At 43.7% G+C, this 24995-nt stretch carries 26 protein-coding genes; 19 read left to right on the forward strand and 7 right to left on the reverse strand.

What is annotated here, in order from left to right:
- Positions 1 to 27: 27 nt before the first annotated feature.
- A complete protein-coding gene (locus FS666_RS02405) occupies positions 28 to 777 on the forward strand; it encodes a YjbA family protein (RefSeq protein WP_120069033.1) in 750 nt (249 codons plus the stop codon).
- Between the two features lie 201 nt (positions 778 to 978).
- Here FS666_RS02405 and trpS read toward each other — a convergent pair whose 3' ends face one another.
- Entirely contained in the window at positions 979 to 1965 is a 987-nt protein-coding gene (trpS, locus tag FS666_RS02410) for a tryptophan--tRNA ligase (protein ID WP_120069030.1), read from the reverse strand.
- Positions 1966 to 2252: 287 nt separating this feature from the next.
- On the opposite strand from trpS, the gene FS666_RS02415 reads away from it, so the two are divergent.
- The 5 genes from FS666_RS02415 to pepF all read left to right on the forward strand — a co-directional run bounded on the left by FS666_RS02415 (position 2253) and on the right by pepF (position 8373).
- Positions 2253 to 3461, forward strand: coding sequence for a putative glycoside hydrolase (locus tag FS666_RS02415; RefSeq protein ID WP_244943821.1), 1209 nt, complete (start codon positions 2253 to 2255; stop codon positions 3459 to 3461).
- A 295-nt stretch (positions 3462 to 3756) separates the two neighbouring features.
- Positions 3757 to 4152, forward strand: a complete 396-nt coding sequence (gene spxA / locus FS666_RS02420; protein ID WP_120069027.1) for a transcriptional regulator SpxA — start codon at positions 3757 to 3759, stop codon at positions 4150 to 4152.
- Positions 4153 to 4497: 345 nt separating this feature from the next.
- Positions 4498 to 5157 carry an adaptor protein MecA gene (mecA, locus tag FS666_RS02425; RefSeq protein ID WP_120069024.1) on the forward strand — a complete coding sequence of 220 codons (660 nt, stop codon included), beginning with the start codon at positions 4498 to 4500 and terminating at the stop codon, positions 5155 to 5157.
- Between the two features lie 103 nt (positions 5158 to 5260).
- The gene (locus FS666_RS02430; RefSeq protein WP_186306538.1) at positions 5261 to 6448 is read left to right on the forward strand and encodes a competence protein CoiA; all 1188 of its coding nucleotides are present in this window, start codon (positions 5261 to 5263) and stop codon (positions 6446 to 6448) included.
- Between the two features lie 104 nt (positions 6449 to 6552).
- A complete protein-coding gene (gene pepF / locus FS666_RS02435; protein ID WP_144460432.1) occupies positions 6553 to 8373 on the forward strand; it encodes an oligoendopeptidase F in 1821 nt (606 codons plus the stop codon).
- Between the two features lie 315 nt (positions 8374 to 8688).
- On the opposite strand, the gene FS666_RS02440 is transcribed toward pepF, so the two are convergent.
- From FS666_RS02440 to FS666_RS02455, 4 genes are all read right to left on the reverse strand, one after another.
- Positions 8689 to 9510 (reverse strand): ClpXP adapter SpxH family protein, encoded by an 822-nt coding sequence (locus FS666_RS02440; RefSeq protein ID WP_120075291.1) that lies wholly within the window; start codon positions 9508 to 9510, stop codon positions 8689 to 8691.
- Entirely contained in the window at positions 9510 to 9911 is a 402-nt protein-coding gene (locus tag FS666_RS02445) for a globin domain-containing protein (RefSeq protein ID WP_120075296.1), read from the reverse strand. The genes FS666_RS02440 and FS666_RS02445 overlap by 1 nt, the downstream gene beginning before the upstream one ends.
- Before the next feature lie 242 nt (positions 9912 to 10153).
- Positions 10154 to 10816: a lytic transglycosylase domain-containing protein gene (locus tag FS666_RS02450; protein ID WP_120075290.1), complete on the reverse strand. Its 663-nt coding sequence runs from the start codon at positions 10814 to 10816 to the stop codon at positions 10154 to 10156.
- Positions 10813 to 11403 carry a CYTH domain-containing protein gene (locus FS666_RS02455; RefSeq protein WP_120075289.1) on the reverse strand — a complete coding sequence of 197 codons (591 nt, stop codon included), beginning with the start codon at positions 11401 to 11403 and terminating at the stop codon, positions 10813 to 10815. Before FS666_RS02455 ends, FS666_RS02450 begins: the two co-directional genes overlap by 4 nt.
- 336 nt (positions 11404 to 11739) lie before the next feature.
- Between FS666_RS02455 and yjbM the strand changes: the two genes are divergently transcribed.
- From yjbM to FS666_RS02470, 3 genes are read left to right on the forward strand one after another with little or no spacing between them, the layout of a single operon-like run.
- Complete coding sequence (gene yjbM / locus FS666_RS02460) at positions 11740 to 12381, forward strand: GTP diphosphokinase (RefSeq protein WP_120075288.1); 642 nt, start codon at positions 11740 to 11742, stop codon at positions 12379 to 12381.
- Positions 12382 to 12409: 28 nt separating this feature from the next.
- Positions 12410 to 13210 (forward strand): NAD kinase, encoded by an 801-nt coding sequence (locus FS666_RS02465; protein ID WP_120075287.1) that lies wholly within the window; start codon positions 12410 to 12412, stop codon positions 13208 to 13210.
- Positions 13211 to 13216: 6 nt separating this feature from the next.
- The gene (locus tag FS666_RS02470; protein ID WP_144460430.1) at positions 13217 to 14125 is read left to right on the forward strand and encodes an RluA family pseudouridine synthase; all 909 of its coding nucleotides are present in this window, start codon (positions 13217 to 13219) and stop codon (positions 14123 to 14125) included.
- 104 nt (positions 14126 to 14229) lie between these two features.
- On the opposite strand, the gene prpE is transcribed toward FS666_RS02470, so the two are convergent.
- Positions 14230 to 14967: a bis(5'-nucleosyl)-tetraphosphatase PrpE gene (prpE, locus tag FS666_RS02475; protein ID WP_144460428.1), complete on the reverse strand. Its 738-nt coding sequence runs from the start codon at positions 14965 to 14967 to the stop codon at positions 14230 to 14232.
- Positions 14968 to 15137: 170 nt separating this feature from the next.
- On the opposite strand from prpE, the gene mgtE reads away from it, so the two are divergent.
- The 4 genes from mgtE (at position 15138) to FS666_RS02495 (ending at position 20389) form a co-directional block, all read left to right on the forward strand.
- Positions 15138 to 16514, forward strand: coding sequence for a magnesium transporter (gene mgtE / locus FS666_RS02480; protein WP_186306539.1), 1377 nt, complete (start codon positions 15138 to 15140; stop codon positions 16512 to 16514).
- Between the two features lie 39 nt (positions 16515 to 16553).
- Positions 16554 to 18404: a monovalent cation:proton antiporter family protein gene (locus FS666_RS02485; protein WP_120075283.1), complete on the forward strand. Its 1851-nt coding sequence runs from the start codon at positions 16554 to 16556 to the stop codon at positions 18402 to 18404.
- 529 nt (positions 18405 to 18933) lie between these two features.
- Positions 18934 to 19713, forward strand: a complete 780-nt coding sequence (gene fabI / locus FS666_RS02490; RefSeq protein WP_120075282.1) for an enoyl-ACP reductase FabI — start codon at positions 18934 to 18936, stop codon at positions 19711 to 19713.
- Positions 19714 to 19834: 121 nt separating this feature from the next.
- Complete coding sequence (locus tag FS666_RS02495; RefSeq protein WP_120075281.1) at positions 19835 to 20389, forward strand: CotO family spore coat protein; 555 nt, start codon at positions 19835 to 19837, stop codon at positions 20387 to 20389.
- 334 nt (positions 20390 to 20723) lie between these two features.
- Here FS666_RS02495 and FS666_RS02500 read toward each other — a convergent pair whose 3' ends face one another.
- Complete coding sequence (locus FS666_RS02500) at positions 20724 to 21272, reverse strand: CotY/CotZ family spore coat protein (protein ID WP_144461042.1); 549 nt, start codon at positions 21270 to 21272, stop codon at positions 20724 to 20726.
- 119 nt (positions 21273 to 21391) lie between these two features.
- On the opposite strand from FS666_RS02500, the gene FS666_RS02505 reads away from it, so the two are divergent.
- The 6 genes from FS666_RS02505 (at position 21392) to spoVIF (ending at position 24887) form a co-directional block, all read left to right on the forward strand.
- On the forward strand, positions 21392 to 21748 hold the full coding sequence (locus tag FS666_RS02505) for a DUF1360 domain-containing protein (RefSeq protein ID WP_120075279.1): 357 nt from the start codon (positions 21392 to 21394) through the stop codon (positions 21746 to 21748).
- Between the two features lie 360 nt (positions 21749 to 22108).
- Positions 22109 to 22591: a YhcN/YlaJ family sporulation lipoprotein gene (locus FS666_RS02510; protein ID WP_144461041.1), complete on the forward strand. Its 483-nt coding sequence runs from the start codon at positions 22109 to 22111 to the stop codon at positions 22589 to 22591.
- 11 nt (positions 22592 to 22602) lie between these two features.
- Positions 22603 to 23079, forward strand: a complete 477-nt coding sequence (gene spoVAC, locus FS666_RS02515; protein ID WP_144461040.1) for a stage V sporulation protein AC — start codon at positions 22603 to 22605, stop codon at positions 23077 to 23079.
- Positions 23079 to 24095 carry a stage V sporulation protein AD gene (gene spoVAD, locus FS666_RS02520; protein ID WP_144461039.1) on the forward strand — a complete coding sequence of 339 codons (1017 nt, stop codon included), beginning with the start codon at positions 23079 to 23081 and terminating at the stop codon, positions 24093 to 24095. Before spoVAC ends, spoVAD begins: the two co-directional genes overlap by 1 nt.
- 14 nt (positions 24096 to 24109) lie before the next feature.
- Entirely contained in the window at positions 24110 to 24466 is a 357-nt protein-coding gene (gene spoVAE / locus FS666_RS02525) for a stage V sporulation protein AE (RefSeq protein WP_120075276.1), read from the forward strand.
- Positions 24467 to 24632: 166 nt separating this feature from the next.
- The gene (spoVIF, locus tag FS666_RS02530) at positions 24633 to 24887 is read left to right on the forward strand and encodes a sporulation-specific transcription regulator SpoVIF (RefSeq protein ID WP_120075275.1); all 255 of its coding nucleotides are present in this window, start codon (positions 24633 to 24635) and stop codon (positions 24885 to 24887) included.
- Positions 24888 to 24995 lie beyond the last annotated feature (108 nt).

Consider the following 24995-nt stretch of genomic DNA (forward strand, 5'->3'; position numbering starts at 1 on the left):
AAATAGTTATGAAGTGAGGGGTTAAGGATGCTTTATCTTCATGATGTATGGGTCAATTGGTTCGAAGGGGAAGAAAATGGATATAACGTTTGCCATTTTCACGAATGGAGAAGAGGGGAAGATGTCATTGAACTTCTCGATCAAGTTCCGTTATTGTACATCGAGCATCTCTTATTCGACATGATTGAAAACGATATGGCCGACATACCACAGGAATTATTAAATGACATTTACCAAAAAGCCTATTTAAGAAAAAATCATGAGCGTATAGCGCTGGATTCATGCTTTGTCGTTACGGATGGACAAGGTATCCTTGCGGTGGATACGATGGGATATACGATTCCGCTCAGAAAAAGCAGGCTGATCCCTCGCCAGGAACAGCTTGTATTTGAAATGATTGAAAATAATGAACCGACAAAGTATAAGTTTAAACACGAAGGTGTGAAAAAGGAATTTCATATTCTATCTCCCGATCCCGTCTTGATGAGGGGCTTAACACGCAGAGAGCGCCATTTAAAACAGCTTCTGTTCATGGCACTTGACCAGTTGTACAATTCCAAGAATACGGCGGAAGTCAGATACTGGTATACCGAATGGTGCCCGCACCTATATACCGAAATTCAAACGATGGATTTTGAAAGTGTTTGGAATAAGCTTTATGAAGAGGCGAAAGAGGGATGGACGGAAAAACATCAAACCCTTTGTGAAAATATGGTGAAAGGGCAGCCGTTCTTTGAGAAGCTTTGGGAAATGGAATATGATTCAAAAGTAAATTAAGCAAGTCTTTGGAAATGAAAAATTCCCCTTCATGATCAAGGGGAATTTTAGTGTTTTAAGTAAAGAAAATATAAAATCTAGGCTCATTTTTCCATTCAGAAAGATATATCTATGTCTAGCTCCAGCGCTTGTCGCCCCTAAACAGCCGTCTTCCGCATTTCCGTTTGTACGTCGCTAAACGGGCGCTTGCGCTTTTCTTTTTTATTTTTTTCTGCCCAGGCCCATGGCATTTTCCATCTTTCTCAGCATCCGGTTTGCCTGCTGTTTTGCCTTCTCCGCACCTTCATCAAGAATGTCATCGAGCTCTTTTGACTCGACAAGTTCATAATACCTTTCTTGAATAGGTAATATTGTCTTGACAACGACCTCAGCTAAATCAGCCTTAAAATCTCCATAGCCTTTTCCATCATATTGTGCTTCAAGCTCCTCGATCGTTTTTCCGCCCAAAATCGAATAGATCGAAAGAAGATTGGAAACACCCGGCTTATTTTCCCGGTCGAATTTTATAATGCCTTCAGAGTCTGTAACGGCACTTTTTATTTTTTTCTCAATCTGTTTAGGTGTATCGAGCAACGTGATGAAAGCTTTCTGATTGGAATCGGATTTGCTCATTTTCTTTGTAGGTTCCTGCAAAGACATGATTCTTGCCCCAACCTTTGGGATTCGTACATCTGGAATTGTAAAAATCTCTCTATATTTCCGGTTGAACCTTTCAGCAAGATCACGTGTGAGTTCCAAATGCTGTTTCTGGTCTTCTCCTACAGGCACAAGATCAGCTTCATACAGCAGGATATCTGCAGCCATTAAAGGCGGATAGGTCAACAGGCCGGCAGAGACTGCTTCCTTTCCTGTAGATTTATCCTTGAACTGCGTCATTCTTTCCAGTTCACCGATATAAGAGATGCACTGCAGCATCCAGCTGGCCTGAGCATGGGCGGGCACCTCGGACTGAATAAATAAAGTCGCCTTCTTTCGGTCAAGGCCGGCAGCGACATACAGCGCCGCTAAGCCTCTTATATTTTTGCGAAGTTCAATCGGATCCTGGGGAACCGTAATGGCATGCTGGTCAACCACACAAAAATAACAGTCATATTCGTGCTGAAGTTCAATAAATTGCCTGATAGCCCCAACGTAGTTGCCCAGGGTGATCACACCGCTTGGCTGAATACCTGAAAAAATTGTCTTCATATGTAATCCTCCTAATATGATAAAAGCACTGACGCCCCGCAATCCCTACTCATGCAGCCGGCCGTCAAGTATCTTTGCACTCCTTAAAAATGTCGCAGATGGGGAATATATCCCAATAATTATAACGGCTAAAAGCTTGACAATCAAGCAAAGGCGGTGCTTCACCCGACTTTGGGTCCAGAAGAGCAGGAAAAAACAATCATTTCATTCTTAAGCAATTATTGCTAAAATAGTAATGAATTAACGGACATATAAGTTTTGCCAGATAAAAAGGAGTGTAGGACATCTTGAATTTTAGAAAGCTGATGGCTACAGCCGGAGTGTTCGGCATGTTGGCGCTTACAAGTCAACCGGCGATGGCACAGGGAGCCAAACAGGTTCACTCCTTCAATCCGACAAGGGAAAATGCAATCGCAATGAAGTCTCTGCCGCTGGAGTCCCCCCGCTTTATATACGATTCCGGCTTGAACTTTGAATATCCGGACGCTGTCCGCGGAATTTATGTAACAGGACAATCAGCAGGGGGAAGCCGTTTTGATGAATTGATGAAGCTGATAGAATCAACGGACTTAAATACAATGGTCATAGACATCAAGGATGACTGGGGCAACGTGACATTTAAAGGTGACAAAGGCTCACCATTTGAAAAGATCGGAAAAAGCTACATAAAGGACCCAAGGGCAATGCTTGAAAAAATGGAAGAGAAACAGATTTATCCGATCGCAAGGATTGTTGTTTTCAAAGATTCAATCCTTCCGAAAGAAAAGCCCGAGCTCTCATTCCAGGATGGAGGAAAAATCTGGGTTAACGGCCGGGGAGAAGCATTTGTTAATCCTTTTTTAAAAGAAGTGTGGGATTATAATGTCGATATTGCCATCGAAGCCGCTAAACTGGGGTTCAAGGAAATCCAGTTTGATTACGTAAGGTTTCCGGAAGGATTCGAAAACCGGGATGAACAGCTCAAATATGGAATGGGCGAATACAAAGACATGAAAGAGGACAATGTACAAAAACGCGTCCATGCGGTTACCGACTTTGTTGCCTATGCCCGTGAAAAATTGAAGCCGTATGGCGTCAAGGTTTCAGTGGATATTTTCGGCTACACCGCCACGCTGCCGGAAGCCCCGGGAATCGGGCAGAACTTCAGCAAAATATCGGAGAATGTTGACGTTATATCGTCCATGATTTACCCAAGCCATTGGACATCCTATTTTGGCATTGCCAAGCCGGATTTGGAACCGTATAAACTTGTCCGTGAATATGCAAAATTGGAAAATCAAAAGCTTGCGGAATTGAAAAATCCTCCGATTTCACGGCCATGGCTCCAAGATTTCACAGCTTCATATTTAGGAAGCGGAAACTATCAGGTATATGGAAAAGCTGAAGTGGAGGCCCAGATCAAAGCCCTCAATGATTCGGGAATTGAAGAATATCTGCTCTGGAATGCCGGCAACACATATACACCAGGTGTGGACTACACCCCGGGGACCGAGTAAAAAATAACGGCCCGCATGAATGGAAAAACAGAAACAGGTTAAATTAATTCAAAGAGGGTGTTTCAGACCCTCTTTTGAAGGGTAAAAATGCTTTAAGGGTTACTATAACAGAATGAAAGACGGGAGGAATACAGTATATAAAAAATCTAAATAAATCTATTCATGAATGAGGAAATAGTGTATAATACATAATATAAAGTGTTTCATAATACTGATTTTAATCTGGCTGGTTTTAAAAACTGATCAAAATCAACCCTTTAATATATTTCAAAATAAAATAGGAGTGTGCTAAAATATGGTCACATTATACACTTCACCAAGCTGTACATCATGCAGAAAAGCAAGAACTTGGTTAGAAGAGCAGAACATTCCATATACTGAACGGAATATTTTCTCGGAACCATTGACCCTTGAAGAAATCAAAGAGATATTGCGGATGACGGAGGATGGTACGGACGAAATCATTTCTACACGTTCAAAGGTCTTTCAAAAGCTCAATATCGATTTGGATTCTTTGCCTCTTCAACAGTTATTTGATATCATCCAAAAGAACCCGGGATTGCTGCGCAGACCGATCATCCTTGATGAGAAACGTCTTCAGGTAGGGTATAATGAAGACGAAATCAGGCGTTTCCTGCCGCGCAAAGTCAGAACGTATCAGCTTCGTGAAGCACAGAAAATGGTCAACTAAACGGTTAAGTTTAAGCATAAATAAGAAACCTTCATACTCTGGATCAGAAGTATGGGGGTTTTTTTAATAAAACAGTTGTTGGCGCCGCATGCTTAAGTCCGCACAGTCGAATTTTCGGAAAAATCGCTTGATTTCTTATAATTTATTGGTTAAGATAGGCGAAACATCGATTTTCTTTGGTGGGCTTTTGATGGTTTATAAATTGGGAGCAAATATTGTTTCCCTTTTACAAGCGTTTATCATAAAATAAAGAGTACAAGGGGAAGACTAATTATAATTTATACCTTTGTCGGGATACATGTCCCTTCAACACCGCCACCCTACAAAAGAAGGGAGAGTTGTTTTGTGGAGATTGAGCGTATAAATGAAAATACAGTGAAATTTTACATTTCATATGTCGATATAGAAGAAAGAGGCTTTGACCGCGAAGAAATATGGTACAGCCGCGAAAAAAGCGAAGAGCTGTTCTGGGAAATGATGGATGAGATCCATCATGAAGAAGAATTTGTACCAGAGGGCCCGTTATGGATCCAAGTCCAGGCACTGGACAAAGGGTTGGAAGTTTTGGTAACAAAGGCACAATTGTCCAAAGATGGACAAAGGTTCGAGCTGCCCATTCCGGATGAAAAATTGAAGGACTTGCCGATTGATGAAAGGATCGAGGAGTTTCTGGACCACCATCTTCAATTGAACCAGTATGTCCGCAGTGATGATGATCTGCTTGAATTCGTCCTTATGTTCAATGACTTTGAAGATGTACTTGCGCTCTCCAAGAGGCAGGGCCTTGAAGAAATTGAAACAAAGCTCTTTGCGTACGAGAACAAATACTACTTATACGTGAAGTTTCCGGATGAAGAGTCTGATGAGGACCAGATCGAGGATGTGTTGAGCATCCTGCTGGAATACGGGAATGAATCAGCGTTCACAATCCACCGCCTTGAAGAGTACGGGAAAAAAGTCATCGACCAAAATGTATTTTATACGTTGAACGAATACTTTGCATAAAAAACCGATTTCACTGGGAATCGGTTTTTTTATTTTATGGCAAATTAAAGGAAAAGCAGGCCCGATTGAAGAATACATATATGAAAAGAAGGGAGTGTGTTGTTTGTTAACTGCATTAAACAAAGAAGGAGAACTGTTCACGCTGTCCGGCGATATGCGGAATCGAGTCCCTCAGCTCCGGAAGCATGAACGATTCTTTTGCCCCGTCTGTAAAGAACCACTTATTTTAAAAGCCGGCCATGTAAGAATCCCCCACTTTTCCCATCGGCATCATTCCCAATGTATCGAAACAGCATCCGAACCGGAAAGTCCAAGACACTTGCAAGGTAAACTGGACTTGTTTGAATGGTGTCGATCCAACCAACTGGCTGTCTCACTAGAACATTATCTTTCTGATATCAGACAACGGCCCGATTTACTTGTCGAAAAAGCTGGAAGACAATTTGCTGTAGAGTTTCAATGCACTCCAATTTCCGTCCAAAGTGTGGAAAGGAGATCCCTCCAATACCTTTCATCGGGCATCATCCCCATATGGATAGTCGGCGGACAGCCTTTTCATAAAAGAAGGGCCAATGACATGTTCGAAATGACGGAATACCTATGGTCTCAGACGATGAGAAACAATGGACAAACTATGCTTGCCGGATATGAGCCGGAAAGCGGAAGGGGATTCCTTTTAACGAATATTACACCGTATACCTCAAGAAAAGTATTTGCCAGGCTGCATCAGTGGCCAATCTCGAAAATAAAATACCCCTTCCCATCTTTTCCTGCCCGTACCAATTTTCCATATAAAAATTGGCCAGATGAAAAAATGAATTGGATACAACAGAAGGTCCGTTATGGAAACCTTATGCGTGACAGTTTTTTAAGAGCTGTTTACATGGAAGGATCCAATCCATTCCTTTTATCACCTCTAATAGGTCTCCCTGTGAAATATATGGAAAGCTTCATTTCCCATCCTGCTGAATGGCAATTTTTCATTTGGTCCGATTGTCTGAAGAAATTGGGAACTGGTAAAAACATCTCGTTGAAATATGTAAATTATAAACTTCGAGAAAGAATATCCAATGGGGACATTATATGCAGGACGCTTCCGCTCCATGATGAAAATCAATGGGAAAAGTCAGTCCGCGATTATTTCCGATTGCTTGAAGAATTGTTTTATTTTCAAAGGGCAGGGAAAGACTTATACAGAATGATTCAGGTTATTCCGTGGCCTTCCCATGTTGAGGAAGCGAAATTATGGGACATAGACATTCATGACACATTAATCAACAATAGCGGGTGAACAAAAATGCCTTTCTGGCTTACTTGGCAGGATTTTTATGCTGAAAAAGAGAATATGTTAGTATGCAAAATTTGGAATAAGACAAAACGAACGGAGGATATGCTATGGCACACGATTCGAATGTAAAAACCCTTCCAAGCCGGTCAGAGGTGAAAGAGGAACTGACATGGCGCCTGGAAGATATTTTTCAAACGGATGAAGAATGGGAGAAGGAATATTCCTCCATCCAGGAAATGATTCCTGAGGGTGAACAATTTAAAGGCAAATTGGATGAAAGTGCTGATGCGCTATACGAAGCATTGGACTTCCAATCGAAGCTGGCCGAACGGATGGGAAAATTATATACATATGCACATATGCGCTATGATCAGGACACGGCCAATTCACATTATCAGGCTTTTAATGCGCGGGCTGAATCACTCTACTCTAAATTTGCCAGTGTTTTTTCTTATATTGTCCCTGAAATACTTGCAATGGACGAAAATAAACTGAATCAGTTTCTTGAGGAAAACAAGGACCTGCAGCTGTATAGACAGGCTTTGGATGAAATTAACCTGAAACGGGGGCACGTGCTGAGTTCGGAGCAGGAGGCTTTGCTTGCAGAAGCATCAGAGGTTTTGGGTGCATCCGCTACAACTTTTGGCATGCTGAATAACGCGGATCTTGTTTTTCCGGTCATTAAAGACGAAGAGGGCAATGACGTCCAATTGTCACACGGGAACTATATTCGGTTTTTGGAGAGCCAGGACCGGAATGTCCGCGAGCAGGCGTTTAAAAATGTGTATGAGACGTATGGAAAGTTCACCAATACATTTGCCAGCACTATAAGCGGGACAATCAAGAAAGATAATTTTTATGCAAAGGCAAGAAATTACGATTCAGCCAGGCAGGCGGCACTGGCCGCAAACAATATTCCTGAGAGTGTCTACGACAATCTTGTTTCCACCATCAATAAAAATTTGCACCTGCTCCAGCGTTACGTCGGCTTAAGAAAGAAAGTCCTGCAAGTTGACGAGCTGCATATGTATGACCTTTACGTTCCTCTTGTAAAAGAAGTGGATATGAAGGTCAAATATGAGGAAGCGAAAGATATTCTGCTGGAAGGGCTGAAACCGCTCGGCGAAGATTATATCAATATTTTGAAAGAAGGCTTTGAAAACCGCTGGGTGGATGTAATAGAAAACAAAGGAAAAAGAAGCGGCGCTTATTCTTCCGGGGTGTACGGTACAAATCCCTACATCTTAATGAATTGGCATGATAATGTGAACAACTTATTTACCCTGGCCCATGAATTCGGGCACAGCGTCCACAGCTACTATACACGAAAATGCCAGCCTTATCCATATGGGAATTACTCCATTTTTGTGGCGGAAGTGGCTTCTACCTGCAATGAGGCATTATTGGGCCATTATTTGCAAAAAACGACTGATGACAAGCAAAAGCGCCTTTATTTAATAAACCATGATTTGGAAGGTTTCCGCGGAACGGTATTCCGCCAAACGATGTTTGCGGAATTTGAGCATCTGATCCACCAAAAAGCACAAAATGGGGAGGCATTGACACCGGATCTGCTGACGAACGAGTACTATGAACTGAACAAGAAATATTTCGGTGAAGAAAACCTTCATATTGACAAGGAGATTGGCCTTGAATGGTCCCGGATTCCGCATTTTTATTACAACTATTACGTATATCAATACGCCACAGGCTATAGTGCAGCAACTGCCCTGAGCCAGCAAATCCTGGATGAAGGGGAAGAAGCGGTCAATCGCTATATCGGGTTCCTGCAGGCAGGAAGCTCCGACTACCCGATCGAGGTATTGAAAAAAGCCGGTGTCGATATGACTTCTTCAGAACCGATTGAAGCAGCCTGCAAAGTCTTTGAAGAAAAGCTGAATGAAATGGAAAAGTTGTTAAATGAATAAGATAAATAGAGAGCCGGATTTCCGGCTCTCATTTTTGGGGTCATTAACCTAATGAAATCCTTTGAACTTATTCCTTCCATTCATAAAGGAGAAAAAAATAAAGATGGAAAGGAAAAGCAGCGGCGAGGTAATGTAAATTGGAATCAGCTGCATAAGCCCCAGCATATTAAGATAAAAGCTGATGATGAAAAAAAGGATCATCAATCCAATCAGTGTTTTTCTCAATCCAGTGATCCCTCCGTTTCATATGCCTTGCTTAGATTTTTATGCGGAGGAATCGATATTATGAGAAAAAAAGAAAGGCGTTCCCGCCTTTCAACTTAACTGCAGCCATTTCCAATAAGAACCGTTTGCTGAATGTACCTTTTCCACTTTCCGTTGCAGCTGAAGCTTTTTCATCTTTCTTTCCATTTGTTGGTACGGAACATCGTACATAATGGAAAGGTCATGTGTAGAAATGATGGAATGGGACGACAAATATTTCTCCAGAGGCGGAATATTTGCAGGGTGTGCATAACCCCCGAGCATTTCCTTTAAAATTTGGACATATATGGAATATGAATAAAGGCCGGTTATTTTTAATCCTTCATCTTCAATATGTTCATTGAAAATGACAATGGCGGGCATTTCCGTCACATTCATTTCAGATGAAATCCTTATATCGCATTGAAATGCCCTTGCGGCGCTTGATGAATAAATATCCCGGATAAACTCTTTGCTGTCCAAACCTACGCTTTTTGCACATTTTTCCAATGTATTGATATCCGTAATATTAGCCTGTTCAGCAAAAAGCAGTTCCTGAAGCCTCCTCAAAAAGCGGATCCCTGCCCTTTTTCCCTGAAGCTCTGCAGCTTTTATGCTGATAGCCGCCAAATGCGGGACAACCGAGCCCTGTTCCGACATTTGTTGATCGCCGGATGTTCTCTCCCTGCTTTTGCTCCCATTATTCAGAACGGTTAAATTTCCACATAAGACATGCTTTAGGGTGAAATAATCACCATACTGAAGCTGGAGCTTTTTAATGATCGGGTTCAGGAGCCAGCACTCTTCGCAGAAAGGATCTATGAACACATAAATTTCAATCGGTTTATTTCGTACATTTTTGAGCTTAGGCAAGCTTTGGGTTTTCCAATCCATCACGGTGCTTCACCCTGGGCTTCATCAGGCGTATTGACCATATGATTGGCTGTTATGGCCAGCCTTGAATAAAAAAACTCCCTAAAGTCAGGCTCAAGTTCCACTTCATCCATTGCCTCACTCATGCAGCTCAGCCATGCCTTTGCTCTGACAGGAGTGATTTCATGGGGCAAGTGCCGTGCCCGCATCATGGGATGTCCATGCTCTTGTGAATACAAAGGGGGTCCGCCAAGGAACTGGGTCAAAAACTGCTTTTGTCTCCTTGCGACTTCTGTCAAGTCTTCAGGAAATATGGGGATCAGGTCGGGATGTTTTCCAACCCGGCGATAAAAGGCATCCACAAGGGCGGAGAGTTTTTCTTCCCCAATTGCGTCATACGGCATCATACGCTTTTCAACCATATGAATCGCTCCTTTTTCTAAAAATAGTATGAGATCATGAATCGGATAATATTTAACTTGGGCGGCAAAGTCCATCGGTTCCCTGTTCGCCAAATGAAGCCGATCCGGCGCCGTTGTTTTTCTTAAATAATATGTACATTGTATCAACGGCTTAAAAATAACACAAATAAATAGCATTTTGATAAAAAAGGGGGATTGACACGATCAAAAAACCCTGTTATGTAAAACAGGGTTTAAACGGGCTAGCCTAAATATGTGTCTGTTACCTTCCGAACATAATTTTGGGTTTCTTTAAATGGCGGGATGCCTCCGTATTTGTCCACATTTCCCGGGCCTGCATTGTAAGCTGCGAGTGCCAGCTTCACATTGCCCTTATATTTATCAAGCATGTTTCGCAAATATTTGGCGCCGGCCATGACATTCTGCTCCGGATCCATGATATCGGTGACTCCGAGGCCGCGGGCGGTGGCAGGCATCAGCTGCATTAATCCTGCAGCGCCCGTCCGGCTTACGGCACGTGTATTGAAATTGGATTCATGGCGAATGACCGCTTTAATTAATTTGGATGGCAGTCTATATGTTTCTGCTGCACGATTTATGACCTGTTCGACGGGGGAATCCTGTTTTACTTCGGTCGAAGACGTTCCATAAATGTTTGAGGCATCCCCTTTGTCAGTCAAATATTGCTGTATGTGATATTGGCTGTTTTGAAAAACCTGCCCAAGGGTATTCAATCCGTTTTCAGCCTGTCCAATCGAAGAGACTTGATTCTGTGATTGAACAAACTCCTGAAGAAGGCTGGCAAAGGATGATGAAACGGGCATACCGGAATTTGATTGCTGCCCCGAAAAGTTTTGGAGCGATTGCCATTCAAGCAATGCCCTGATCTGGCCAAGTGAATTCATTGGGTCCCCTCCTTTTTGGCATTAAAGAATCTCTTTATTTTATTATCGGCATGAACCTTTGGAATGTTGAGTTCGTTCAGCAGCTGGAAAAAGTCATTTTTGCCGCTCGATGTATGCTGTTCATCAACCTCATATTCTATTTCAAAATCTTCCCGGCCAAAATAAGTGCTGTGATCAAGCATTATCAGCCCTTTTTTATAAGGGACCTGTGCCCGGCGGGTCTGAAGCATGCCTTTATACTCAAGAGATTCAGGCTTTACATCCATAAGTATAAGTTCATCTTTGACTTCGCCGGAAGGGAAAGAATTTTTACCGATCATGGCCATTGCTTTTTCATCGGATATGGATTGATTGATTTCGAGGACACCGGCCTCCGCTATTTTCTTTAGGGTGAGTTCAAAACGCCCGCCTTTTTCCCTTATTCTGAGGGCAGCTTTTTTTTGTCCTAGTGAAAGGCCGTCCGTATCAAAATAATGGTTATTTTGTATGAGAAAATCTTGCTCATTGATTTTGAAATGCTTCTGCAGCTTGATAAAGTTCTCTTTGTTCAGCATGTTTTTAAATTCAATTTCAATATTTCGGCCCAAAGCTCTTCGTCCTTTCTGAAAGTCAAAGAAAGTATCAAATTTTACCGGATTTTCTCTTCAAAAAAGTTCGTAATGTCCAGCTTCAGGCGCCATCGGCTCGAGATCACAAGGCGAATTGCTGTGGTGGCTGAAGAACTCCCTCATCAAAATTCGCCTTGTGCTTGTCGCCTAAGGCTGCGCGCCTTACGCTTTTCTTAAAACTATATCTTATTATCGCTTTTTTAGACAGATAGTTCAATGTATGAATTGCAACTTTATGCTAAAATGAGTTCGTATATATATTATAGAAAAAAATAGTCCGTCTTCGCACCAGAAGTCACAGGGGTGAGTCATATCATGAATCATTGGGATCAATTTTTAGCGCCATATAAGCAGGCAGTAGAAGAATTGAAAGTAAAATTGAGAGGGATGAGGGGGCAATTTGCCGAAGAGCACGTCCACTCTCCGATAGAATTTGTGACCGGCCGGGTTAAACCGGTTGCAAGCATTTTGGTCAAAGCCAATTTGAAAAACATTCCACTGGATAAGCTGGAGACCGAAATCCAGGATATTGCAGGTCTCAGAATGATGTGCCAGTTTGTCGATGACATCCAGACAGTCGTACAGCTTCTTAGAAAAAGAAATGATTTTCGGATTGTCGAAGAAAGGAACTACATTTCTCATAAAAAACCGAGCGGCTACCGCTCTTACCATGTGGTTATCGAGTACCCGGTGCAGACAATCAATGGAGAAAAGAAAATCCTTGCCGAAATCCAAATCCGTACACTTGCAATGAATTTCTGGGCCACAATTGAGCATTCACTCAATTATAAATACCAAGGACAAATTCCCGAAGAAATAAAAAAAAGACTGCAGGCAGCCGCCGAAGCGGCATTCAGGCTAGATGAACAAATGTCACAGATTAGGGGCGAAATACAAGAAGCACAAGTCTATTTCACAAAAAACAGGGAAGCATACGAGCTTCCTGATGGTAAATAAGGAACGTTGACGGGAAAGGATGGACGTGATGAGGTTTTCAGTACTTTCAAAAGGAGATTCGACATCTAACGCCTTGATGCAAAGGGTCATTACTTATTTACAGGATTTTGAACTGGTCTATGACGAAGAAGAACCGGATATCGTCATCTCTGTCGGCGGGGACGGCACACTCCTATACGCATTTCACCGATACAGCTCAAGATTGGACAAAGTGGCTTTTGTTGGGGTTCACACCGGGCATCTCGGGTTTTATGCAGACTGGCTTCCGGATGAGATCGAAAAGCTTGTGATCGCTATAGCAAAAACACCTTATCAGGTCGTGGAGTACCCGCTTTTGGAAGTGATCATCCGTTACCGGCATGGCGGAAAAGAGACGAAATACCTCGGTTTGAACGAATCGACCGTCAAAAGCACCGTCGGAACCCTTGTCATGGATGTGGAAATAAGAGGGGAACATTTTGAACGCTTCCGCGGAGACGGCCTCTGTGTATCAACGCCATCCGGGAGTACCGCTTATAATAAAGCGTTGGGAGGAGCCATCATCCATCCTGCCATCCATGCGATTCAACTTGCCGAAATGGCATCCATCAACAACAGGGTATTCAGGACAGTCGGCTCTCCGCTCATTTTGCCTGCACATCATACGCTTATGCTCAAACCGGTATATGTCCATGACTTTCATGTTACAATCGATCACCTTAATGTGATGCACCGAGATGTAAAGTCCATTCAATTTCGGGTTGCTGATGAAAAAGTCCGGTTTGCACGGTTCAGGCCGTTTCCTTTTTGGAAAAGAGTACATGATTCGTTCATATCAGATGAAGGATAGGAAAAAATGTCAAATTTTACACTAGAATGGGTCATCCCAAAGGAACGCGCAGGAAAAGATATAAAAACTTTTTTATCGGAGGAGCATATATCAAGAAGGGCTTTGACGGATATTAAATTTGCCGGCGGGACCATCAGCGTTAACGGAAAGGAAGAGAACGTACGCTATTTTCTGGATGAGGGCGACAGGCTGGAAATTGTATTCCCTCCTGAACCGGTCAATCCCCGCCTTGCACAAGAACATATACCTCTTGATATTATATATGAGGATCGGGATATTTTGGTCATCAACAAGCCACCTTATATGAGTACGATTCCTTCGAGGGAACACCCGTCAGGAAGCGTTGCAAATGCTCTGGCTTATTATTATGAGCATCAGGGGTCGGCGAAGGCGGCGGTTCATATAGTAACGAGGCTCGACAGAAACACATCAGGGCTGCTGTTGGCGGCAAAACATCGGCACGCCCACCATTTATTCGGCCTTCAGCAGAAAGAGGCGATCATTCATAGGGCATATGAAGCCATTGCTGCGGGCACCTTTTGGAAGAAAAGGGACGTCATTGATGTGCCGATTGGCAGAAAACAGACAAGTATTATCGAAAGGGAAGTAAGAAGAGACGGAAAAAGGGCTGTTACGGTATATGAAGTACAGAAGCAGATGAAAGATGCGGCCTTTCTGAAAATTAAATTGGAAACAGGCAGGACCCACCAAATCAGGGTGCATCTATCTCATATAGGACATCCCTTGTTTGGTGATGAACTGTATGGCGGGCCGATGAATGGGATGATGCGGCAGGCTTTGCATTGCAGCGAGCTGTCCTTTTTTCATCCTCTGACAAAAAAAGAAATGTTTTTTAATGCTCCATTGCCGCAAGATATGCAAATGCTGTTGGAGGAACTTGAAATCCGCGGATAAGCGAGAATATCTGCGGATAGAGGGAAGTACCCGCGGATAAGGGGAAATACCCGTGGATAAGAGGAAATACCCGCGGATAATAGAAGCCCCGGCAAATTCCGCGCCTATGCAAACTCCGTAAATTTTTCCGGGATATACGGCATGGTGGACGGAACGGAGACTGTTTCCTTCTCCGGATATCTGAATGCCGTTAGCTTGCCTCCGAATACGCAGCCTGTATCGATATTAATGGTCCTTCCGACAGTGCGCGGAACACTGACTGGAGTATGTCCATAAACGATAAAAGGCCAGCCTTGGTACTTTTTCGCCCAGTCCCGCCTGACGGGCCTGCCGTCAGGCAGGAATTCCCCAGTAATGTCTCCGTAAAGCACAAATGTCTTCACACTTTTATTGACTTTGCCAATGTAGTCTTCTTTAATGCCCGCATGGGCGATGATAAGCTTGCCTTCATCAAGTATTTGATAAAGCGGAGAACCCTCATACAGTTCCATATACATTCTTCTGTAATGGTTCTCTTCTTTTGGCGACAGGCTGTCCAACTCGGCAACCGTTGTCTCAAGTCCATGGGTGACTTGGACATTTCTGCCTAGAAAATAACGATAAAGCTTGTTGCAATGGTTCCCTGGCACATAATAGGCACCATGAAGCTTCCAAAGTTTCCAAACGGTTTCGATGACTTTCAAAGATTGCGGGCCCCTGTCCGTGAGATCGCCGACAAAGCCCAAGAGTCTGCCTTCCTGATGAATGGGAACACCATCCCGCCATGAATAGCCGAGCTTTCGTAAGAGGTTTTTAAATTCCGAAAAACACCCGTGAATATCACCGATTATATCAATTTTCAATACAAATCACCTGTCTATTTCAAATATATCCGGATTTTCTTTGCTGAGCGGTTCTTTGATATTATTGTAATAATCCATTTCGTTTTATGCAAAAGCCTATCATATATAACGACAAGCCGGTTCAGATTTGTTAGGATAGGAAAGACAGGCGGAGAGGAGGCGCGAAAATGATGGCTGAAATGAATCAGGAAGAACGAGAGCAATTGGATGAAGAGCTGCTGCTGGAAACACTTCATGATGAAAACATGATGGGTTTCCGTGAAGAATTTTTACATTTACATCCGTATGACCAAGCAAAATTTTTTATAAAAATTGACCATGACATACGGTTGAAGATCTATCTATATTTATCACCTAAGGAAGTATCGGACTTTTTTGAGGTTTTGGATATTGAGGACAGTGAATATAAAGATATATTGGCGGAAATGGAGCCGCAGTATGCTGCAGACATGTTGTCACATATGTTTACGGACAATGCGGTTGACGTGTTGAATAAGCTGGATAAGCTCCAGGCGGCAAGCTATTTGACCATCATGAACAAAGAGAGTGCGCAGGAGATCAAGGACCTCCTCCACTATGAAGAGTCGACTGCCGGAAGTATCATGACAACGGAATACATCGCCATTTCGGCCAACCAGACAGTCCGATCCGCCATGCATATTTTGAAAAATGAAGCGCCTACCGCGGAGACCATATATTATGTGTTTGTGATTGATGACGACAGGCGCCTTGTGGGAGTCATTTCACTTCGTGACCTTATAATCAGCAATGATGATACAATGATATCCGAAATCATGTCTTCAAGGGTTGTTTCAATCACCGTTGATGCGGATCAGGAAGAGGCCGCGAACCAAATGCGTGACTATGACCTGCTGGCATTGCCGGTCGTGGATTTTCAAAATCATTTATTGGGTATCATTACAGTTGACGATATTATCGATGTCATCGATGAAGAAGCGTCAGATGACTATTCAAAGCTTGCGGCTGTAATGGATGTAGACACTCCTGACAAAAATCCGTTTTCCGCAGCCAAAAAACGCCTTCCATGGCTGATTATATTGCTTTTTCTTGGAATGTTTACAGCCAGTTTGATCGGAAGGTTTGAAGATACATTAAATCAGGTGTCTATTTTGGCAGTCTTCATTCCGCTGATTGCCGGAATGGCCGGAAATACCGGAACACAGGCCCTTGCGGTGGCGGTAAGAGGGATTGCGACGGGTGAACTGGAGGAAGAAAGCAGATGGAAATTGGTTCTCAGAGAAGGAGGAACCGGTCTTATCACCGGCTCCATCTGCGGATTGCTTGTAGTCATTGTTGTCTATTTGTGGAAAGGCGAGTTGTTCCTGGGTTTTCTCGTCGGGATTTCAATCCTGGCATCCCTGTTCGTCGCTACCTTGGCAGGAACGCTCGTTCCAATTATCATGCATAAACTGAAAATCGACCCGGCCGTTGCCTCGGGGCCTTTCATCACCACGATGAACGATCTGACATCCATTTTGATCTATTTTGGCCTTGCTACATTATTCATGAGTTATCTCGTTCATTAGGTATTTCATTTAAACAGTCAAAAACGGAGGAAGAAGCATATGGAATCTGAATCATCATTACTTTCACTGGTTATTGTATTGCTGGTCGCATTTTTTACACCGCTTCTTCTCCACCGTTTTCGGCTATCCTTTATACCGGTCGTTGTAGCGGAAATCATCATGGGCCTGATTATCGGCAAGAGCGGATTCAATGTAATCCAGCACGATATGTGGCTTGATACGCTGTCAACGCTCGGCTTTATTTTTTTAATGTTCTTAAGTGGAGTGGAAATAGATTTTTCGGCGTTTAGCAGCAAGCAAAAGAAATCGGCTTTACCAAACGGTAAATTGGAACCTAACAGGTTAGCCGTATCCACTTTTGTTTTTGCCGGTATTTTTGTTTTATCAATATTGCTTTCGTATCTTTTCGTTCTCGCGGGATTTATCGAAAATATGATGCTGATGACATTGATCATTTCGACGATTTCACTGGGAGTGGTTGTGCCGACCTTAAAGGAAGCGGGTATCATGAAAACAGGGATAGGCCAGATCATTTTGCTCATTGCGGTCATTGCCGATCTTGTCACAATGATCCTGCTTTCCGTATTTGTTTCCCTTTCAAGCGACGGGGGCGGACAAATGTGGCTGCTTCTCGTCTTGTTCGCAACAGGTGTCATTTTTTACTTTATCGGTGTCCGTTTTAAGAGCAGAAATTTTGTTGCACGCCTGTCAACTGGGACGGTACAGATCGGGACCCGTGCGATTTTTACATTGATCATAGTCCTTGTCGCTCTGTCCGAATCGGTGGGTGCAGAAAATATTTTGGGCGCATTTATCGCGGGAACGCTTGTGTCGCTCCTCAATCCGGATCAGGGCATGATCAGGCAGCTCGATTCATTTGGATATGGATTTTTGATCCCCATCTTTTTTGTCATGGTCGGCGTGGACCTTGAATTATGGTCGCTTTTAAGCAATAAAAATATGTTGCTGCTGATTCCGCTTTTGATTGTAGCTTTGTTTGTATCCAAGTTTTTTCCGGTACTCATACTAAGACGCTGGTATGATAAAAATACGGTGCTCGCATCCGCATTTCTTTTAACTTCCACTTTGTCGCTTGTTATTGCAGCAGCGAAAATTGCTGAGCGGATTAACGTGATATCGGCAGAGATGAGCGGCACGCTCATATTAGTGGCTGTCATTTCCTGCATTTTAACCCCTATCATGTTCAGAAAGTGGTTCCCGAAGGAAAATGCCGGGGAGAGGAAGATAAAGGTTATATTTGTCGGGGCAAACCAAATGTCTCTTGCCGTTTCCAAGGAGCTCGGCCAATCGAATTATGATACATGCATCATTCATAAGAAAATGGAAAAGGCCGATTCAAACACAGCGGATTCCACATTTGATATACAGGAGATCACAGGATATGACGAAGAAATTTTGGATAAAGAGGGAGCGTTCGCTGCTGATATTCTTTTTATCTCAACAGGGGATGAAGAGCTCAATTCAACTCTGGCCGTTGCTGCCAAAGAGCGCCGCGTGGAACGGGTGATCGCCCGCATCGAAAGCCCTGACCTTGCAAAAGCGTTGACGGAGCAGGATATCGAAGTGTTTTCAACATTGCTCGCAACAACGGCATTGATGAAAGCATTGATTGAGTCGCCTAATATTGCCAACATCATGACGAGTGATGAGACGGCGCTCCATGAAATCCGGATGTTGAACCCTGACTATAACCAGATGACACTCCGGGAATTTCCATTTACGGGGGATGTCATTATCGTAAGGATTTTCAGGGGGAAGGACTCCATCGTTCCCCACGGGGATACGGAATTGCTGATCAATGACCGTCTGATCGTGACAGGATCGGCGGAATATGTCGAGGAATTGACGAGGGAACTGCAATATAAGTAATAATATTTAAGAGAATCCTGTTTACAAACCAAAAAGCTGTCGTGTATGATTAGTACTAGGTGCTAATAACATGTAACAAAAAAAGCGCAAGCGCTCGTCTAGCGACGTACAAACTGGAGTGCCTCTGACGAGATAAAGGATAAGGAAAGGCGGAGAGTGCCTGCTTATCGGCGCAAAGCTAGACGAGCGCTGAAAAAGGCGTAGTTTGCCTTCAGCAGCGATTGGCTTAATCCTTGCGCCGATGGCACTCGCAGCCGGACAACACGGCGACGAAGGCAGGCTCAAGCAGCGACGTCCTGTCGCTTCGCCTGCACTAGGACGTCCTGTCCGTCGGAGCCGATGTTGACTATCGTAGGAAAGAGGCTTCTGCGACGAGCTGAACAAGGCTTCCTTGCTAAGCTATGGCGCAGGAGCACCAGAGGCGCGAAGTTTGCTAGTCGCTGAGCGCTGGAGCTAGACAAGGAAATTATCCACAGTTGTAGAATTTAATATTTTCCTGTTCAACAAAAATTAAAAAGGAGGAATTCACATGCTTTCTTTGAATGGAAAAACCTTTGTGGTTATGGGTGTTGCAAACAAACGGAGCATCGCATGGGGAATCGCGAGATCTTTACATAAAGCAGGAGCCAAACTGATTTTTACATACGCTGGAGAGCGTCTTGAGAAAAATGTCCGTGAATTGGCGGACACACTTGAGGGGGAAGAATCATTAGTTCTCCCTTGCGATGTAACGAAAGATGATGATATAGAGGCATGTTTCGGCAAAATCAAGGAGCAGGCAGGCCCGATTCACGGGATTGCCCACTGTATTGCATTTGCCAACAAGGAGGAGCTTGACGGCGATTACTTGAATGTGACAAGGGATGGTTTCCTTCTTGCCCACAACATCAGTTCCTACTCATTGACTGCTGTTGCAAAAGCGGTGCAAAAGCTGAATGTTATGCCGGAAGGCGGCAGCATTGTCACAATGACTTACCTTGGCGGTGAGCGGGTTGTAACGAACTATAATGTCATGGGAGTGGCCAAAGCATCACTTGATGCGAGCGTCATGTATCTGGCAAGCGATCTCGGAAAACATGGCATAAGGGTGAATTCAATTTCCGCCGGCCCGATCCGTACCCTTTCTGCCAAAGGGATCAGCGACTTTAACAGCATTTTGAAAGAAATTGAAGAAAAAGCCCCTCTTCGCAGAACAACGACGCCGGAAGAGGTTGGAGATACCGCCGCATTTCTTTTCAGCGACCTTTCACGCGGCATTACCGGCGAAAACATCCATGTCGATTCCGGCTACCATATCATGGGTAATTAAAAATTTAATCATTCAACAAGAAACTGCCGATATTTACGGCAGTTTTTTGCTTCTCCATAAACGTCAAGGAAGGTTGTGCATACAAATATAAAGAAAGTTTCAGCGATGGAGGTTGACCCCTATGAAGGAAAAAGGAAGGAAGAAGCCACAAAAGCCGTTATTATTTATTGAGCAGCCTAGTTTAAAGGAGCCGAACCATCGGATGCAAAGCCAATACCGCTCTAGCACTGGCCCGCCAGCAGCTTTTAACAGCAATTTTAAAGATTCTGTTGCCGTTGACAGGCACCAAACCAAAAAAAGGAAGGTCAGCTTTGGTGAGGAAAAATTCATTTTTGAAGAGGAAGAAGTCGGGGAAAAGATTGGGGAAAAGCAGGTTGAAGAAAATAAACCTGTTTCAGCGGTGGATTATTTTAGGTTTCACGCCCATAACAGCAACAGGCCTGCAAGAGGCGGACTGAATCCTGTAAAGTCTTTCACCTCCATGACGATTGAAGAAAAGCTCCATCATTTATCATCGAAGCCCCAATTTTATTCCTGCACATTTTCAACTCCGCTGGGCGGTGTCAAAGGAAAGCTATACGCGGCAGATAAGGAAAAAATAGTTGTAAAGGCAGATTCAGGAGAACTGGCTACGATTGAAAAAAAAGACTTGCTGGGTATCCGGATCAACGCTTAGTGCTAATTAGAAGAGCGCAAGCGCCTTGCCCATCGACGTACAGACTGGAGTGCCTCCGACGAGATAAAGGAAACACGGCGAGGAACGAGCCGATGTTGACTTATCGTAGGAAAGCTTCTTCTTCGAGAGGCTTCCTGAGCTTTGCGACGAGCTGAACAAGGCTTCCTTGATAAGCTATGGCGCAGGAGCACCAGAGGTGCGAAGTCTGCTAGTCGATAGGCGCTGGAGCTAGACAAAGAAAGGCTTTGTTCAAAATTTTAAAGCTAAAAAATCTTACACTTTCTTACTCTGAAATAAAGACGGAAATGGCAGATCCATTTCCGTCTTTCGGGAATTAGTCGCAAATCTCCAAGTCTACATCTGCAATACATTGGACTGCGCAGAAGCAGTGCAGATCAACCGTTACACAGCTGTTGCTGCGGCCCCAGTCTCTTACTTCGCAAAGCTCTGCGAAATTCAGTTTTCCATGTTGATCCATGATATCAGCTACGGTCTTGCCATCTTTTTTTAATGGAACAAGGACTCTCAGCGTAGCACAGCAGTTATCAAAGATATCTTCTACCCTGAAAAAGACAGAAACGCATTTGCCGTGATGGCCCCTGAACAATGCCTTAAACAGTTCGCCGTTTTTATGGGTTAAAGTGAATACGCGGGTGTCGGCATGGCCCCGTCCCCGTACGCCCAATTCTCCCAGCGGTTCAATAAAGCAATTGGATGTGCATACTTCGCATTCTTCTTCTGCCTGATCCTGGATATCTTTAATAGCCCTGACTACTTGACAAACACAATCTAAAGTACAGCCGCCGCTGCATCCACCGCCGCCAACGTGGTGGGTTGCCGGCGCTGTATGATCGAAAGACGATTCCATTTCTTCGAAGCTCATCTTTTATTTTCCTCCTTATAATATGGTCATTAACACTAATAACATATTAATCATTGGGTCATTGAGTAACGGACAGACGCCTGTTTTACATAAAATAGGCAATTGAAGGGGTGGATTCAATGGAAATATCATGGTTGGAATACATCATTTTCAGTATGGCGGTCTTTCGGCTGACAAGACTTTTGGTCTACGATCAAATAACAGAGTGGATCAGAAGCCCATTCATGGATGAATATGAAGAAAAAAATGATGAAGGGAAGGCCGAAATCTATTTGCTGCCAAAAGAGGGAGGCCTGCGGGGATGGATCGGAGCCCTTCTCAACTGCTTCTGGTGCACGGGAATATGGGTGTCAATGGGATTATTCGCAATGCGCTTTTACTTTCCTGTCCTGTATAAGCCTGTGGTCATCGTACTGGCGGCTGCCGGACTTGCAGCTATCGTGGAAACGTGGATCCAGTCAAAAAACATAGGGTAATCTGGGATTTTGGGAAAGCGATCAACACGGGATAGTCATAAAATAAACAAGGTGCATTGATGCATCCAATACTAATACGGGAAGTGAGACTTTTGAAAAAAAGTGGAAGCAAGAAAAGGCCGGTCACTCCTGTTCGTAAAAAAAGAAAAGGCTGCGGATGCGGCGGGCCGACTAAGAAGTCGAAAGTGTACTAATCGGGATTTTTTCACTGATTGGCATGCACAGGTAAACTGGGAAATTCAATGGGGGAATTTCCCAGTTTATTTTTTCCTTAAATCCTCCAAGCAGAGGTTTATTTTTGTTCATAATTTACATGGAATGGTGAAAAATAAAGTTACCATTCTCGAAGCGGAGGTTGACATGCGAAACAAACCATCAAAGATCATAATTTCAGCCTTCTTTTTTTTGGCACTTTCGGCATGCTCTTATGATGACGGCCAGGAGCATAAAGAAAGTGATTCAGCATTGCTGAAAAGGACAAGTCCGCCCCCTATTGAACTGAAACAAAGGGATGAGGATGAGTCGGTAGCCTTCCAGGTAAAAAAAGAAGTGTCAAATATAGATGAAATCTATGATGTCGCCGTTGTAGAAGGAGATAAGAAAATCATTGTGGCCTATAAGGTAAAGCATATGAAAAGGTTTAGAATGAAAAAGATCGAAAGGGAACTTACCAAAAAACTGAAAAAGGAATATCCTGATGAGAAATTTATAGTTTCCAGTGATTATAAAATTTTCCTGGAGGCAGTAAGGCTGAAAGAAGATTTAGACGGTGACAATTTATCCAATGCCGAAGCCAAAAAACGGTTCAAAAAAATCATTCGATTAAAAGAAGAAATGACTTAGGAGAGAAAAAGATGTCCAGCAAAAATAAGGCAAAAACACCTGAACAGATCCAATATGAACAACTGCAGAAAAAACATGAAACAAAAAGGCCCATTTTAAAAAACTGTATTCGGGCATTTTTGGTAGGCGGCACGATTTGCGGAATCGGACAAGCGATTACTTACTTTTATATTTATTTTTTCAATTTTACCGAGCAGACAGCAGGAAACCCTACTGTTGCCACGATGGTTTTCCTTGCCATGCTTTTGACAGGATTCGGCGTATATGACCGGCTTGGGCAATTTGCCGGGGCGGGAAGTTCTGTGCCTGTTACCGGTTTTGGAAATGCCGTCATATCGTCTGCAATCGAACACCGAAGTGAAGGCTTTGTTACAGGGGTGGGAGGAAATATATTTAAACTGGCCGGATCTGTCATCATTTTTGGTGTGTTTTCCGCATTTGTTGTCGCACTCATCAAAACAATATTAATCAAGTGGGGAGGGTTATAATGCTTGTTGGCAATCAGACATGGGTTTTTGACCGGAAGCCGGCCATATTATCAACAGGAGTGGTAGGCGGGCCATTTGAAAAAGAAGGACAGCTCACGAATGATTTTGATAAATTTCACACGGATTTATGGATGGGGAAAGATTCCTATGAGAAGGCGCAGACTGTTTTGCTTGAAGATGCTGTCGATATTGCGTTAAGAAAAAAAGCGCTAAAAGGGGAGGACGTTCAGTTCTTTCTGGCCGGTGATTTAATCAATCAAATTACGCCGACCAGTTTTGCGGCCAGAACAAACCAAATTCCACACCTTGGCATATTCAGCGCATGTGCCACTTCAACGGAGGGTCTGGGGCTTGCGGCAATGATCATCAATAATGGCGGGGCCGACTATATCCTTGCAGGAGCTTCCAGCCACAACGCTTCGGCTGAGCGCCAATTCCGCTACCCTACGGAATACGGAGGGCAGAAGCCGCCGACTGCACAATGGACGGTTACAGGAGCAGGGGTCGCCCTTGTCGGGTCGGGGACATTGGTCAACTCTCCGCATCCAAGAATTACTTCGGCCACTATTGGAAAAGTGATCGACATGGGATTGACCGATCCGTTCAATATGGGCGGAGCGATGGCGCCGGCAGCTGTTGACACAATCCAAAGGCATTTTTTCGATCTGGGCATTGACCCGTCCCATTACGACCTGATTGTAACCGGAGACCTTGCCGATATCGGCAGGCGGGTTGCACTGGATCTTTTTAAACAAAAAGACGTATCCGTTGATGTTGAACAATTCCAGGATTGCGGCCTTCTCATATATAAAAAAGATCAGGAGGTATTTGCGGGAGCAAGCGGTCCCGCCTGTTCAGCGGTTGTCATGTACGGACATTTGCTGAATGAGATGAAAGCAGGGAAGTATAAACGGATCTTATTCGTAGCTACCGGCGCTCTTTTATCGCCGCTTTCTTTTCAGCAAAAAGAATCGATTCCCTGCATCGCTCATGCTGTCAGCGTCGAATATATTTAACGAGGAGGGATTTCATGCTTGCCATGTTTTTTTGGGCATTTGTCATTGGAGGGGCTATTTGTGTGATTGGACAGCTCATGTTTGATGCTGCCAAACTGACGCCTGCACATACATTAAGCACAATGGTTGTCATTGGCGCGATATTGGCCGGGTTTGGCCTGTATGATCCCCTTATTGATTTTGCGGGGGCTGGAGCGACCATACCGATCACAAGCTTTGGGAACTCGCTTGTTCATGGAGCCATGTTGGAAGCAGACAAGCATGGACTTGTCGGCGTAATGACCGGAATGTTCGAAGTTACATCTTCAGGTATATCGGCCGCCATCGTTTTCGGGTTCCTGGGAGCTTTAATATTCAAGCCGAAAGGGTAAAGTGCAAGCATAGCTTTTTTGTATGGGCAAGTCGTATTGCCCCAAAGCATACATTTGATTTCGGATAAAGGATATTGGCGGAATCCCGCATTTTTGGTCCGCTATACCTCACCAAAAATAGCCTCCTTCATAATATATAAAAGATGAAAAGGAGGCTATTTTGATAATGGATAATCAATTTTTTAAAAATATTGAGAGCAAGACCGGTGTCGATATGAATGAAGTACTAAAGCTTGCGAATTCACTGCAGAATGCAAACTTTAAAGATGAAAAAACAGTCCGCCGGGTGATCAGGGAAGTCGCAAGGATTGCAAACCGTCCGGTTTCAAGAGAGCTGGAAGACAAGATGGTGCATACGATCACTAAGGATGGCAATAAGTTGGATATGAACACCATCTCAAAAATGCTGAATAAAAGATAAGGCAGTGGGCTTGCATCAGGTGCAAGTCCTCATTTTTTTAAAAAAAGACGTTTATAAGATGCGTAATGGGGTAAAAGATATGAATCATGGAAATGGAGGTGCCGGTTC

Origin of the sequence: Siminovitchia fortis (assembly GCF_007681465.1) — a bacterium.
Lineage (GTDB): Bacteria > Bacillota > Bacilli > Bacillales > Bacillaceae_C > Siminovitchia > Siminovitchia fortis.

Bases quoted from the DNA above. Each gene is read 5' to 3' on its own strand.
- FS666_RS02405 (WP_120069033.1), top strand. From the start codon at position 28: ATGCTTTATCTTCATGATGTATGGGTCAATTGGTTCGAAGGGGAAGAA.
- trpS (WP_120069030.1), bottom strand. From the start codon at position 1,965: ATGAAGACAATTTTTTCAGGTATTCAGCCAAGCGGTGTGATCACCCTG.
- spxA (WP_120069027.1), top strand. From the start codon at position 3,757: ATGGTCACATTATACACTTCACCAAGCTGTACATCATGCAGAAAAGCA.
- pepF (WP_144460432.1), top strand. From the start codon at position 6,553: ATGGCACACGATTCGAATGTAAAAACCCTTCCAAGCCGGTCAGAGGTG.
- FS666_RS02440 (WP_120075291.1), bottom strand. From the start codon at position 9,510: ATGGATTGGAAAACCCAAAGCTTGCCTAAGCTCAAAAATGTACGAAAT.
- FS666_RS02445 (WP_120075296.1), bottom strand. From the start codon at position 9,911: ATGGTTGAAAAGCGTATGATGCCGTATGACGCAATTGGGGAAGAAAAA.
- FS666_RS02450 (WP_120075290.1), bottom strand. From the start codon at position 10,816: ATGAATTCACTTGGCCAGATCAGGGCATTGCTTGAATGGCAATCGCTC.
- yjbM (WP_120075288.1), top strand. From the start codon at position 11,740: ATGAATCATTGGGATCAATTTTTAGCGCCATATAAGCAGGCAGTAGAA.
- FS666_RS02465 (WP_120075287.1), top strand. From the start codon at position 12,410: ATGAGGTTTTCAGTACTTTCAAAAGGAGATTCGACATCTAACGCCTTG.
- FS666_RS02470 (WP_144460430.1), top strand. From the start codon at position 13,217: ATGTCAAATTTTACACTAGAATGGGTCATCCCAAAGGAACGCGCAGGA.
- mgtE (WP_186306539.1), top strand. From the start codon at position 15,138: ATGGCTGAAATGAATCAGGAAGAACGAGAGCAATTGGATGAAGAGCTG.
- FS666_RS02485 (WP_120075283.1), top strand. From the start codon at position 16,554: ATGGAATCTGAATCATCATTACTTTCACTGGTTATTGTATTGCTGGTC.
- fabI (WP_120075282.1), top strand. From the start codon at position 18,934: ATGCTTTCTTTGAATGGAAAAACCTTTGTGGTTATGGGTGTTGCAAAC.
- FS666_RS02495 (WP_120075281.1), top strand. From the start codon at position 19,835: ATGAAGGAAAAAGGAAGGAAGAAGCCACAAAAGCCGTTATTATTTATT.
- FS666_RS02500 (WP_144461042.1), bottom strand. From the start codon at position 21,272: ATGAGCTTCGAAGAAATGGAATCGTCTTTCGATCATACAGCGCCGGCA.
- FS666_RS02505 (WP_120075279.1), top strand. From the start codon at position 21,392: ATGGAAATATCATGGTTGGAATACATCATTTTCAGTATGGCGGTCTTT.
- FS666_RS02510 (WP_144461041.1), top strand. From the start codon at position 22,109: ATGCGAAACAAACCATCAAAGATCATAATTTCAGCCTTCTTTTTTTTG.
- spoVAC (WP_144461040.1), top strand. From the start codon at position 22,603: ATGTCCAGCAAAAATAAGGCAAAAACACCTGAACAGATCCAATATGAA.
- spoVAD (WP_144461039.1), top strand. From the start codon at position 23,079: ATGCTTGTTGGCAATCAGACATGGGTTTTTGACCGGAAGCCGGCCATA.
- spoVAE (WP_120075276.1), top strand. From the start codon at position 24,110: ATGCTTGCCATGTTTTTTTGGGCATTTGTCATTGGAGGGGCTATTTGT.
- spoVIF (WP_120075275.1), top strand. From the start codon at position 24,633: ATGGATAATCAATTTTTTAAAAATATTGAGAGCAAGACCGGTGTCGAT.